At 61.4% G+C, this 12,976-nt stretch carries 10 protein-coding genes and 2 pseudogenes; 9 read left to right on the top strand and 3 right to left on the bottom strand.

What is annotated here, in order from left to right; all coding sequences use genetic code 11:
* Together FSV73_RS07555 and FSV73_RS07550 are read left to right on the top strand one after the other, a co-directional pair.
* Positions 1-246: pseudogene (locus tag FSV73_RS07555) on the top strand (methyl-accepting chemotaxis protein); the annotation flags it as partial.
* A gap of 610 nt (positions 247-856) precedes the next feature.
* Positions 857-2,473, top strand: coding sequence for a hybrid sensor histidine kinase/response regulator (locus FSV73_RS07550; RefSeq protein WP_145006156.1), 1,617 nt, complete (start codon positions 857-859; stop codon positions 2,471-2,473).
* Between the two features lie 10 nt (positions 2,474-2,483).
* On the opposite strand, the gene FSV73_RS07545 is transcribed toward FSV73_RS07550, so the two are convergent.
* Both FSV73_RS07545 and FSV73_RS07540 read right to left on the bottom strand, forming a co-directional pair.
* Entirely contained in the window at positions 2,484-3,140 is a 657-nt protein-coding gene (locus FSV73_RS07545; RefSeq protein ID WP_145006153.1) for a response regulator transcription factor, read from the bottom strand.
* Positions 3,141-3,246: 106 nt separating this feature from the next.
* Positions 3,247-3,756, bottom strand: a complete 510-nt coding sequence (locus tag FSV73_RS07540) for a hypothetical protein (RefSeq protein WP_260856036.1) — start codon at positions 3,754-3,756, stop codon at positions 3,247-3,249.
* 408 nt (positions 3,757-4,164) lie between these two features.
* Here FSV73_RS07540 and FSV73_RS07535 point away from each other — a divergent pair, with 408 nt between their 5' ends.
* From FSV73_RS07535 to FSV73_RS07505, 7 genes and pseudogenes are all read left to right on the top strand, one after another.
* The gene (locus tag FSV73_RS07535) at positions 4,165-4,458 is read left to right on the top strand and encodes a hypothetical protein (RefSeq protein ID WP_145006150.1); all 294 of its coding nucleotides are present in this window, start codon (positions 4,165-4,167) and stop codon (positions 4,456-4,458) included.
* A gap of 416 nt (positions 4,459-4,874) precedes the next feature.
* Positions 4,875-5,263, top strand: a pseudogene (locus tag FSV73_RS07530) (methyl-accepting chemotaxis protein); the annotation flags it as partial.
* 1,039 nt (positions 5,264-6,302) lie between these two features.
* A complete protein-coding gene (locus FSV73_RS25765; RefSeq protein ID WP_260856035.1) occupies positions 6,303-6,767 on the top strand; it encodes an energy transducer TonB in 465 nt (154 codons plus the stop codon).
* Positions 6,768-6,850: 83 nt separating this feature from the next.
* A complete protein-coding gene (locus FSV73_RS07520; protein ID WP_145006144.1) occupies positions 6,851-7,579 on the top strand; it encodes a MotA/TolQ/ExbB proton channel family protein in 729 nt (242 codons plus the stop codon).
* Positions 7,579-8,004 (top strand): ExbD/TolR family protein, encoded by a 426-nt coding sequence (locus FSV73_RS07515; RefSeq protein ID WP_145006142.1) that lies wholly within the window; start codon positions 7,579-7,581, stop codon positions 8,002-8,004. Before FSV73_RS07520 ends, FSV73_RS07515 begins: the two co-directional genes overlap by 1 nt.
* Before the next feature lie 112 nt (positions 8,005-8,116).
* Positions 8,117-10,237 (top strand): TonB-dependent receptor, encoded by a 2,121-nt coding sequence (locus FSV73_RS07510; RefSeq protein ID WP_145006139.1) that lies wholly within the window; start codon positions 8,117-8,119, stop codon positions 10,235-10,237.
* A 10-nt stretch (positions 10,238-10,247) separates the two neighbouring features.
* Positions 10,248-11,510, top strand: coding sequence for a histidine-type phosphatase (locus FSV73_RS07505; RefSeq protein WP_186309175.1), 1,263 nt, complete (start codon positions 10,248-10,250; stop codon positions 11,508-11,510).
* A 713-nt stretch (positions 11,511-12,223) separates the two neighbouring features.
* Here FSV73_RS07505 and FSV73_RS07500 read toward each other — a convergent pair.
* Positions 12,224-12,964: an SDR family NAD(P)-dependent oxidoreductase gene (locus tag FSV73_RS07500; RefSeq protein WP_145006104.1), complete on the bottom strand. Its 741-nt coding sequence runs from the start codon at positions 12,962-12,964 to the stop codon at positions 12,224-12,226.
* Between the last annotated feature and the right edge of the window lie 12 nt (positions 12,965-12,976).

Raw genomic sequence — 12,976 nt, 5'->3', positions numbered from 1 at the left:
TCGGCCAACGCCGCCCTGGCCGCCATCGCCCAGTCGGTGTCGGGCATCGACGAGCGCAACCTGCTGATCGCCGGCGCCGCCGAGGAACAGGCCAAGGTGGCCCGCGAGGTGGATCGCAACTTGGTGCGCATTCGAGACCTGTCGGTGCAGACCGCCGCCGGCGCCGAACAGACGCGGTCCGCCAGCCAGCAGCTGTCCGAGCTGGCCGTGGAATTGAACGGTCAGGTCAAACGCTTCCGGGTCTAGTGGAAATACCCTCCACCGGCAATCCGTGCTCGACCAGTTCTGAGGCCAGACGCTGCTGCTCCGACGGGGCAGCGTCTGGCACGCCTCGCCGAAACTGCCCGAACAGCTTACCCCTGGAACGGCTATTAGGCAGCCTCGAGGCGGAAATGGATGCCGCCCCTGAGCCCGAGTGCCGCGCCGGCACGCACATCGGTAGGATCCTCAAGCAGCACTACAACTGGCGGCGGCCGCATCAGTTCAACGCGAGTTACCGCCTACCGTGGCCGAGAAAAAACCTAAACCAGGGTCCGGGTTTAGTTGACCACTGCCGGTCGCTGGTTGAGCAAAAGAGCTAGTCGCCCTTTCTTCTTCTCGCGTCTCCTTTGCGTCACGCACCTGGAGTCGATGGATAAGAGGTGAAGCTCGGGTGGTGGGCGTCCAGGGATGGTTAGGCAGGAAAGCGCTCTGTGCCGGGGCGGTAGGTTGCCGTGTCTGATTTACGATGACCATCCCAAACCTCACGAAGATCTTCGCGTTAGAGCAGATCTGCCGGACAACCTGATACGAGAGTACGTTAGGGTTTTGCGAAATCCTGATACCCCATCTTCTCTCAAGCAGGGATGCCAGCCCGATGTACTCTTTGTTCCGCCTAAACGATCTGGAATTCAGCCAGGCTCAATTACGTTTGGTCGTGGCAGTGGTTGTCTCGCTGTATGCCCTAGCCATGTACCCGCTTGGCATGCTCAGTGCGGAACTATTACGGGCGGTGCTGACCGTCGGCGGTCTCTTTGGCTGTTTGTCTCTGTTGCTACTCGCTCATCTCTGGTTTCTTCCAGGCCCCAACGTGTGGCGCCGGGTGTTAGCCATGCTGCTGGATAACCTGGGTGCCAGCGCAGTGATGATCTTCGGTCAAGAACCGCTTCTGCCGACCTTTTGTGTGCTCCTGAGCATGACCGTTGGCAACGGCGTGCGCTTCGGTCGATCCTATTTGATCCTGGCCACGTCCTTCGGCCTTGCCTCTTTGCTCCTGATTGCGTCCTTCATGCCGTTTTTGCAGCAGCATCCCGCCGTGTTCGTGATGATGGTCCTCAGCATGCTGGTGCTGCCAACGTTCAGCTACTTTCTGCTGGGTAGGCTACAGGAGGCCATGGCGGCAGCGCGCCGTGCCGATCAGGACAAGTCCCGCTTCCTGGCCCAGGCCAGTCACGATCTACGGCAGCCGATTCACGCCATCGGCCTGTACACCACGTGCCTGCGCGGCACGCCACTTGATAAGGAGCAGCATCAGCTCATCGATAGCGTGGACCGTTCGCTGCTCAGCGTCGAGCAGCTGTTCCGCTCGCTCCTGGACATCTACACCCTCGACCAGCAGCAGGTGTTGCCGCGAACACAAGCGATAGATATCCAGCGCTTCTTGGCGGAACTGCTGCAGCAGAACGCCGAGGCGGCCCGGTGGGCACAGATGGACATCCGGGTTCGCGGCACGTCGGCCACGATCCAAAGCGACCCGGCGCTGCTTGGCACCCTGTTGCAAAACCTCATCTCCAACGCCATCAAGTACGCGCCAGGCGGGCCATTGCTGATCGCCTGCAGACGCCGTGGCACAACCCTCACTCTGCAACTCCATGATCGTGGGCCGGGCATCGCCGCCGAGCACCTGCCGCATCTAACCGAGGAGTTCTATCGTGTTCGTGAGGCTCGCGACCACGATGTCGAGGGAGTGGGTCTGGGCCTAAGCATCGTGCAGCGCATCGCTTCCCTTCTCGATCTGCAAGTCACCTTCGCCTCACGCGTTGGTCATGGCACCTCTATTACTCTGTCCGGTCTGCCAATGGTCATGGCACCCGTCAGGGTCGAGCGGGCGCCGGCAGCTCCTTCGCTTGACAGTCTGGTGGGCGTGCGGGTCCTACTCATCGACGACGACCGCAGCGTGCTCGACGCCATGGCGCGGCTATTGGCCAACTGGGGTTGCAACGTGACCACCCTGAGCGGCCCGCCGGGCACGGCCGTGCCTTGCGACGTGGTGGTGACAGACTTTGACCTGGGGCGCGAGGCCACCGGAGTGGAGTGCCTTAATCGCCTTGAGCGTTGGCATGGCCGCGCACTACCCGCCATAGTGCTCACCGGTCATGCACCGGAAAGGGTTAGGGCATTGCTTCCGGATCCCCATATCCCGCTGCTGTCCAAGCCAGTGCGCCCCACCGATCTGCAACGCCTTATCGCCCAACTGGTGGGACGTGCCGACTAGGCCAGGAAGCTCAGCCTCCCACGCCCCGCTCCTGACGCCCCATGCCGTGGCGGGCCCCGAGTGCCGATGCCGCGGCGCGACTCGCCACGCCCAATGCCCGTAGCAACGCGGAGACGTGGATGCTGACGGTAAAGGGCGAGATGTTCAGGACCTGTGCGATCTCCTTGTTGCTGCGCCCCTCGGTGATTAGCTGCAGTACCTCGCGCTGCCGCGGCGTGAGCGACCGCAACGCATCCGGCAGAATGATCGGTTCGAGTGATGGGAAAGTGCCACGGGAGGCGCAGCGGATCAGCCGCTCGCCACCCAGGGCTGCCAGGAGCGCTGTGGCAACCTCCCCTGGCGGCAGCGATTTGCCGATGAAGGCGTTGGCGCCTTGAGCCATGACGCGCTCGATCACTCGGCGGTCTTCGCACATGGAAACGACCACGAGCAGTGCTAGCGGAAATTCCAAGCGCCAAGCGGCAATTGAAGCTTCTTCCGGACGGTCGGAATACATCAAGTCCAGAAGGATGCCGTGCGGCGCTTCCGCCTGCGCCAGACGCCAGGCCTCATCCAACGTTGTCGCCTCTAGAATGAGTGCCTGGGGTCTCGCCTGGGCGAGCAGGCGCACCAAGCCGTCCCGAAAGATCGGGTGGTCATCGGCGACAAGATAGGTTTCCTGGTCCATCTGAGGGGTATCCGGGAGGGCCGTGCCAAGCACCTTAACCCATTGCAGGTTCGGCGGCAGCTGGACTTGTCACGATCCTGGACGCGAAAGCGGCCTCCCCGCGGTCTCAATAAAGCCGGTAGTAATCGATCACGTCGTTTTTGAAGTAGATAATCAGATTATTGCCGGTGACGTTCGATCCCACACGTTTAGTGCCTGCAACCGAGTTGACGTCCTTCATGACACCCTCCGCCCGATCAACCTGGGCACCTGCCTCATACATCTTCAGGCTGGTTTCCGTGGAGACGTACTTGTGCGCCAGAGTCACATATTTGTCGAAGCCTTCTTCGTTCTTCTCGTAGGTCCAGTTCGAGTCGTTTCGCCCATTGATTGCGTCTAGCTCTTCCGTGTGGGGCGCGCCGAACAGCTCCAGCACTTGGGCCTTGGTCGTCTTGCCGGGGATCAGATTCTGCTTGAGATAGGCGAGCTCATACTTTTTTGATCCGCCATTTAGGGCGCCCAATACGTCACTGCCGTTCTGGCAACCGCTGATAAGGCTCAGGGCAATTGATAACAGGGCAATTGAGGTCAGATTGCGGAGACAACGCGGGCGCATAACATAGTCCTTCATCTTCATGGGACCACCGACATGAACCGCTATGCCCAAGATGGCGAGAGACTCCTGCCGAATTGGAAGTAGCGGGCAGCGGGGCATAACGAAGGTAAGGGACCCGGCACCACCCAACAATAGTGAGAATTCACTAGTGGCGTTCTGTTACGGAATATCCGCCTGTATCTGCACCGGCGAGTGTTCAACTAACTGGACGACCATACCCAGACAGTTTCGTCTTTGTGTTGTACATTCCGACCGTCTCTGACACGAATCGCACCCAGCCATTAACGTGATGACATTCGCCCGCACGCCCAGCCATGATATCGAAGCGCCATTAACCAACATACATTATTGTTCGCTGCGCAACAGCTCACTATGGTTACTCCGGCGTCGTCTGGTGACGTCTCTTCTTCCATAATGGTAGGGCTCAATATGAATAAGCTGCTGCGACCGCTGGCAACAACATCGGTAATAACCCTCGCTCTTTTGACACTGCCCCGAGCCGAAGCGGGTACCGTTCTGGCCGCATCTACCACACCTCAAGCAATTGAAATGGCGAGACCTCAGTTGACCAAAGGTGAGAATCCATTCGCCAGTGCCGATCAGCAAGAGGGCGCACAACAAGTAAAGGTGGCCCTCTTCCAGAATGGTTGCAGTGATCCGGATCCCTGGTACATGTTTAGCGGTATCGCTGCCGCGACCTGTATTCTCACCGGACAATGGTGACGCTATTCCCGACGATCTCGTCCTGTAGATGAAGGGCGAGATCTTATACCTCCTGGCTTTCCCGGGCCTGCGCAGTTTCGGCCAATCTTAAGGGGCTTTTGATTGACCCATACCTAGGTCTGCGCAGTCGTCCAAGCGTTCCTGTGTCCACATTTGATTATTGGCAGTCTTTGGCATCACGCCGCTGTCTGAAACCACCGATCTGTTACGCCAGGGACTGGTCGAGATGCTACGCAATGGAGCCACTGGAGCTCTGGCTACTCGAGGGCTACTGCCAGCGGTCCATACAAGAATTTTAGCCATAGGTTACTTAAGTGGCTGAAGGTCGAATTGTATTGGCAGGCTAAATACTCGTTATCTTAATGTGACGCCCACGCCTTTGAAGGTTAGATAGATTCCCGCCTGGATACAGTATCCACCTGCTGGCGCTCAACGCCGCCATCGGCGACGTCGGACAGGCTTCGCCGTGGTCGCCGACGAGGTGCGCGCCCTCGCCCACCGCACCGGCGAATCCACCCGCGAGATCTAAGGCATGATCGGCAGCATCCAGCAGGGCACCGGCCAGACCGTCGATGCCTTGCTGACCAGCGCCGACCAGGCCCGTCAGACCCGCGAGCAGGCGCAGTCGGCCAACGCCGCCGAGGAACAGGCCAAGGTGGCCCGCGAGGTGGATCGCAACCTGGTGCGCATTCGCGACCTGTCGGTGCAGACCGCCGCCGGCGCCGAACAGACGCGCTCCGCCAGCCAGCAGCTCTCCGAGCTGGCCGTGGAATTGAACGGTCAGGTCAAACGCTTCCGGGTCTAGTGGCAGCCTGTCGTGCTGCCGCCCTGCCCTCACGCCAGCGCTCCCTCTTCAGGGTGCAACGCCTGGCTGGGCGCGGCGCTGCGCAGGCGGCGGTCCCCAGGGGGCCGTACTGGACCGCGAAGACCAGCCGTTAGCCCGGAAGCGCATCAGCCCCTGCAACCTTCGCCGGTTGCAGGGGCTGCAACGTCAAACCGTATGGCGGCGGAGACCGCCCTGGCTGATTGGCGGCCAAGAGCACCCCTCCAAACCTCGCAGGCCGCTGTAGAAACGGGACCGACACCTAGGGCGACGACTACCACTCACCACGGTCCTCTACCCCTGGACCGACCAGGTAACGGGCAGAACCAGGATCAGGACGAGACCGGCGGACTACATGGCAGGCTCTCGCCGAGTGCTACTCGCGCGTTGCGAGCCAGTGGGATTCAGCTACCTCAACGCCCGATGAGTGAATGCAGACAGGCACACCTCTATGCGACTTCGCCAGTGCCCAACCGACGCGGACCCACAGCTCGTTCAAGAGCCACCGGTGATGAATGACTGACTATGACTGCGGATCAAGCATTTAATAACTGACCCTTAAGGTCACCCTTGTAAGCAGCCTGGGCAATTGTCACAAAATGTTTATCTGCTAACCGCTTTCCGTCACGTGCCTGTCACCCCCCATACCTATTTTCTACGCGATACCTGATACGGGGTCTTGGTAAAGACCGCGTAGGAAGGCGCTCGACTGACCTGACTGGCAGCCTGTAGGAAATCAATCGTGGATGCGACGCTGACGCCCCTGCTGCACCTTCAGCCATTATCTGCCGGCAGGGGCTCGCGACTCCTGCGCCGTGGCTGCGCGATGGGGATGGTGGTGGCGCTGCACGTAGTGCTACTGGGCCTGGCGAGCAGGTCATCACCCCCCGTCCCGGCGCAACCGGCGACTCGAACGATCTATGCCTCGGTCCTCCATGAACCGACACCGGCTCCCGCGCCCGCCGCAAGCGCCGAGCCCACGCCGCCGCCTTCCGTGGCCCCGGTCGTACCGGCGCCCGCGGTGGCTCCGCCAGTCGCCCGCACCAAACCGGTGGCCCCTCAGCCGGCGGCCCATCCCAAGCCGGTGGCCAAGCCCCATGCCGTGCAGCGCCCGGTGGCCGCTGTCGCCGCGACTACCCCCAGTACCCGCAGCGCTCCCGCGGCGCCGGCGGCCGCGCCAGCTCCCGCGCCACCGCCTCAACCCAAGACCCTCACCCGTGGCGTCGAGTACGTGCAGGCGCCAGAGCCCGAGTACCCGGACAGTGCCCGTGAAGAAGGCCATGAGGGCACCGTGATCCTGCGCGTGTTGGTGGACGAACACGGCAAGCCTGGTGCGGTGGACATCGTTCGCTCCTCTGGCTTCGGCAACCTCGACGAGGCAGGACGGACGGCGGTGCGGCGTGCGTTGTTCAAACCCTATCTGGAGGACGGGCATGGGGTGTCCGTGTACGTGATCGTGCCACTGCGATTCCAGCTCGACAGCTAGCCCTGAGGCAGCCCTAACCCGTCATGTTTCAGCGAAGGGCCTCCCGGCCAGGGCAGCGCTCTCTACAACGAAGGGAAATACACATGGAAACCGGAACACTGGGATTGAATGTCTTGTGGCAACAGGCCGACTTCCTCACCCGTGGCGTGGCCTTGCTGTTGTTGGCGATGTCGATCGCGTCCTGGTACGTGATGCTCGCCAAGCTGGTGCGGCTGGCGCTGCATCGCCTGCGTTCACCGAAATTACTCGCGGCCTTCTGGAACGCACCGACGCTCAAGGACGGCCTGCAACGCCTGGATCGCCACAGCCCCTACGCCGAGCTCACCCATGCTGGCATCAGCGCGGCACGCCAGCACCGGGATGCACTGGACGGTGGCAGGAACCCACCGGCCTTCAGTGAATGGCTGTCTCGCGCCTTGCGCCAAGCCACCCACACCGTGGGCGTGCAGTTGCAGAGCGGCATGGCGATTCTGGCTACCGTGGGCTCCAGCGCGCCCTTCGTCGGTCTGCTCGGCACCGTGTGGGGTATCTATCACGCCCTGATCAAGATCGGCCTGACCGGCGACGCCAGTATCGACAAGGTCGCCGGCCCCGTCGGTGAAACCCTGATCATGACGGCACTGGGCCTGGCCGTGGCCATTCCCGCCACCCTGGGCTACAACCTGCTGGTGCGCAGTAACAAGCAGACCCTCGCGGAGCTGGGCACCTTCGCCTTCGAACTGCACGACCTGCTGGTGATCGGCACCCGTGCCGCCCCACGCGGGGCAGCGCCTGCGCATAGCGCGCTCAACGCCCGGGCGGAGTACGTCTGATGGCCTGCGGACTGCTGGGCGGTGACGAGCCGGAAGAGGACGGCTTCAACCCTGAGATCAACACGACACCGCTGGTGGACGTGATGCTGGTGCTGCTGGTGATCTTCATCGTCACAGTGCCGGCCATCCAGCACGCGGTGAAGATCGACCTGCCGAAGGCCGCCGCGCAACAGGACAACAAGCCGCCGCCTTCGGTGGACCTGGCGCTGGATAACGACGGCCATCTCCACTGGGACGACCACGACATCCGTGACAGCGACTTGACGGCACTGATCGCCGAGGCTGCGGCACGTCAGCCGGTGCCGGAGTTACACCTGCGCGCCGAACGCAGTACCCCGTATGAAAAGGTGGTGCAGGTAATGGCCGCCGCTCAGTCCGGTGGACTCGACAAGATCGGCTTCGTGACGAAGGCCGTCACGCCTTAACCACCGCGTCGCCCTCGCCAAACCCAGGCGGTCGACTGCTACAGCCGGCCACGGCGAAGTGCGCGCCACAGAAATCAACCAGGCCGTGAACGGCCATTTCGAAGGTGTGGTCATGTTTCGCAAATCCCCATCGCAGGTCCGGGCAGGTCTCGGCTTCACCACGCTGGCCCTGGCCTTGCCCTCTTTCGCAGCGGATGTTCCGCCGGCTATCGACGACCGTACGTTGGACACCTTGCCGCAAGTCACCGTCAAGGCCGTCAAGCGCAAGCCGGCGCTGCACCAGCAGGCCAACAGCGGTGCCCTGGGTAGCCATGCGGTGATTGACACGCCGTTCTCGCTCAAGAGCGTAGGTCGCGATGAGCTTCAGGCTCGCCAGGCGGGCATCCTGTCCGAGGCCGTCAAGTACGATGCCTCGGTCACGTCCATCAGTTCCAGCTATGGTACCCACCCCGCCACACTGGCCGTGCGTGGCCTGCCCCTGGACGATCTGAACGGCTATAAGGTCGACGGCATGGCCAACATCAACCGCGGTGTGGAAATGCCGCTCGAGATGTTCGACTGGATCGATGTGCTCAAAGGGCTGTCGGGCTTCATGTATGGCTTCGGCAGCCCGGGTGGCATCGTCGACTACGTGACCAAGCGACCTACCGACAAGACCCTCTTCAGCGTCGACGCCGGTTACCAGTCCAACAATGTCTACAAGGAACACCTGGATGTCGGAGGGCGCACGGATGACCCGCGTTTCGGCTACCGGGCCAACGTCGTGCACGAGGAAGGCAATGCCGCGTCGGGCGACGCCAAGGTCAACCGCACGGCCGTCGGCGTGGCGCTGAACGCGCGGCTCAGCGATGACCTGAGCCTCGACTTCGACACCCTGTATCAGAAGCGCGATACCAGCGGTGGGACCGACATCATCGTCAACACCAGGAATGCCTTACCCAGGCCGATCGATGGCAGCGAACGCCTGTACAGCCATGGCTCCTATACCGATGTCGACTACAGCCTGTCGACCCTGAGCGCCACCTACCGGTTCTCGCCCGACTGGACCGGCAAGCTGGCGTACCGCTACAGCGAATCGACACGCCGTTACGTGAAGGACCAATACCAGATTTCCAGCGACGCCGGCGCCTACTCCGACAGGGTCACGTCCGAGTATCACGCCTACGACTACACCGACACCATGGGCACGCTGGAAGGTAAGTTCGCCACGGGGTGGCTCACTCACGACGTGGTGCTGGGCGCCAACTATTCACGACTGAACTCGGACAAATCGGTAGTCACTCCCAAGACCACCGTGGGCAAGGGCAACCTGTACAACCCGACGATTTTCTCGGTGTACGACATCGACTACAGCGGTGGTACCTACGGCGACGACGACGTCGAGGAAGGGGCTGTGTTCGCCAGCGACACCCTTGGCCTGGGCGAACACTGGTCGTTGCTGGTCGGCCTGCGCAACGAAAACTACCGTGAGCAGACCCGCAGTACCGCCACCTCCGCGGCGATCAACTACCGGGCCAGGCCAGCCACGCCCACCGTTGCCCTGATGTACAAGCCGACCCAGGACATGACCTTGTATGCCAGCTACGTCGAGTCCCTGGAAAGTGGCGGTACCGCACCCACCACCGCGGTGAACGCCAACCAGACCCTGAGCCCGCTGCTCAGCAAGCAATACGAAGTGGGGGTGAAAGCCCAGCAGCATAGCTGGAGCGCTACCGCCGCAGCGTTTCGTATCGATCGCGGCGCCGAGTACACCAACGATGCCAACGTCTACGTGCAAAGCGGCACCATCCGCTATCAGGGTCTGGAACTGAACGCCAGTGTCGATGCCACAGCGGACCTGACCGTGGAAGGCAGTGTCATGGCGCTGGACTCGGCCTACCGCGATGCCGGGGACGGTGTGGACGGAAATCACGCGGCCGGGGCAGCGCGCTATCAAGCCGCAGCCCAGGTCACCTACCGTGTACCGAGGGTGCAGGGGATGTTCCTGCACACCGGTATCCAACGGATCGGCGAAATGGCGGTGGATTCGGGCAACGTCCACACCCTGCCCGCCTACAGCCTGTTCGATGCGGGTGGCGGTTACCGCCTGCGTTTGGGCAATGGTCATGCGCTGACCTTCGGTGCCAACCTCACCAATCTGGCCAACAGGAAGTACTGGACCTACTACCAGGAAAACTACCTGCAGCCCGGTTCGCCTCGCACGTTGAGCCTCAATACCCGCTATGACTTCTAGGCCCGTATTGATGAGATTGTCACTATTGAAGTCTGGAAGTCTGGCGCTGGGACTCTGCCTGGCGCTTCCAGCGGTTTCCGCTGCCCTGGACAACACCGACCTGCGCCTGGATAAGGTGGTGCTGGTGATGCGCCACGGCATCCGCCCAGCGACCGATACCGCGGAATTGCAAAGGTGGTCAGCCAAGACCTGGCCAACGTTTGGCTCCCGCGACGTGCAGTTGACCGCCCATGGCCGCGCGGCCACGGTGTTGCTGGGCCAGTGGCAACGCCACCGGCTGGATTCGCTTGGGCTGTTCAAGGTTGGACAATGCCCGCAAGTGGGGGATGCCTACGTGTGGTCCAGCCCGGTAGCCCGTACCCAGGACACCGGTGCGGCGCTGGTAGAGGGGATGTTCCCGGGCTGCGGCGTGGCCATGCATCACGCACGGGAATCTGAAGATCAGCTGTTCCACGGCGATGAAAATGGCTTGGCGCCACTGGACCCGGCGCTGACCCGGGCCGCCATGCTGGCCGCCATGGGCGGCAGCGTCGATGCCGCTCGCGAGCGCTACGCCGCACCCTTGTTGGCCGTGCAGCAAGTGGTCGGCGTGCCGACTTCCTGCGGGAAAAAGGACTGTGCCCTGAGCGAGCAACCCTGGGCGCTGAAGGAGCATGGCGGCGCGATCAAGCTCAGTGGTCCGCTGAGCGTGGGCGCGGCCATGAGCGAAACCTTTCGTATGCAATACGCCGAGGGCTTGCCATTGGACCAGGTGGCCTTTGGTGAAGGGCGCAGCGCGGCGGCCGTAGCGCGCTTGATGGCGTTGCGTTCGGCCAAGTACGAGCTGAGCAACCACCTACCCTACATTGCCCGGCGGGGCGCTTCGCAATTGCTCGGACAAATCCTCCTGGCCCTGCAACCGGCCTCCGCCGACAGCCCACCTGGTACCAAATGGTTGGCGTACGTGGGCCACGACAGCAATATCGCGCAGTTGCGCACGCTGCTGGGCTTTGACTGGAAAATCGCCGACTACCCGGAGAATGACGCGGCGCCTGGAGGAACCATTCTGTTCGAACGCTGGGTGAACGAGCACACGGGCGCGCACTTTGTCAGCGTGGCCTATGTGGCACAGAGCCTGGACCAGTTACGCAGCCTGTCCGATGCGCCGCCCTATCGGGTGCAGTACCCAGGGTATGCGGGAGAAGAACTGATGCCATTGAACGACTTTGTTGCCGAAATGGAAAAACGCCTTGATCGCTCGGCGACCGGCGTACAGCACTACGACACCCACTGACGATGCCGGTAGCCATAACCGCTTGAACCCGATCCGAAGTTGATGACCGCATAAACGTTCACGCCAGTGCTGGCCAAGAATAGAGAGCCACCACGCTTGCTTCCCATCCGCTTGTCCTGTTGTGCCCAAAACTCATGGCGCGGCCTGGTGAGTTCGTACGACCTAATGAAACGGCACTATGGCCAGCGGACCTAGGTTTCCAGTTTGCTCGTTGAGCGGCAGCGATCTGGTACAGCCAGTGGCATAAACTTCCTGACTTTAGAAGACGAGTATGAGATAGCAACTGTGGTGGTGTGGCGGACTCTGGCTGAGCGCCAGCGACGAGAGCTTTTAGGGTCCACGCTTGACGCCTGTGGAAGAAAATATCGAGACGAGAGATCGAGTCCTGCGCGTGGCAGCCATAATGCTGGAGTATAACAGCGAGCTGCTGCGGGGACTTGATAGGCTAGGAAGCGGTTCTCATTAAATGATCGGCCCTGCGTCTTCGTCGTGCAGGCTAATAAGACCGACCGTTGTACTCTGCTGCCGGGAATTCATGCACGGTGAATCAAGCCTGCCATCTGCCTATCAGTTACGCTCTCTTTGTAGCCTAAGAGTCCGATTCCAATTTGGCCGAATAGCTAAGAAGCTCAACGCCATACCTTGAGGAACTTGCCTCATGCGCCATTCATCGTCCTGATGCAGGAACGCTACCCAAACGTGGGTGACGATACTTAAAAGCTTTCGATTCCAGCGTCGACGGCCATAGCTATTCCAGTGATCCCACTCGAGGCCGGTGAGCAAAGAAAAAACGCCGCTTCAGCGACTTCCGCAGATGTGACCAGACGCCGTAGTGAATTGTTGTCAGCCATAGACCGCATTGCTATTTCCTCTTTTTCCAAGTCATGTCCCGCTCGTGCCGCAACCCGTTCTCGCAATGCGGAAGTAGCCACCGGTCCTGGGGCGATAGCGTTTAATCGAACGCCATAGGGTCCGAGGTCTCGGCATGCCGCACGCATGATACCGAGTACGGCGTGCTTAGATGCGCTGTAGGCCATCTGCTGACCGTGTGCAAATCGCCCGTTAACAGAGGACATAAGCAGCGCAACCCCCTGGCTTGCTTTCAACGCCTCGGTAGCCGCTGACAGCGTGAACGCTACGCCCCGGACATTGATCGCTTGAGCTCTTTCCCACTCATCAAATTGAAGCGCTTCGGTACTTCGCCAGGGAGGTACCCAACCGGCGTTGGCAACACAGATATCGAGTCGTCCACTCTGCGCGAGAACCTCCTCTACTGCACCGTGCAGATCATCCAATCGCGTGACATCGCAACCCACAAAGTCTGGAGAGGTTTCCAAGGTCTGGCCTGGCAGATCGGCACAATAGACGCGTATGCCTGCTTGCCGGAAACGGTCAGCGATCGCAAGGCCCAAGCCCCCTGCGCCGCCGGTGATTAGCGCTACTTTTTCCCGCATGGAATCTCCAAA

Source organism: Pseudomonas oryzihabitans (assembly GCF_007665395.1).
Classification (GTDB): domain Bacteria; phylum Pseudomonadota; class Gammaproteobacteria; order Pseudomonadales; family Pseudomonadaceae; genus Chryseomonas; species Chryseomonas psychrotolerans_C.
This window is presented reverse-complemented; position numbering and strand designations above follow the sequence as displayed.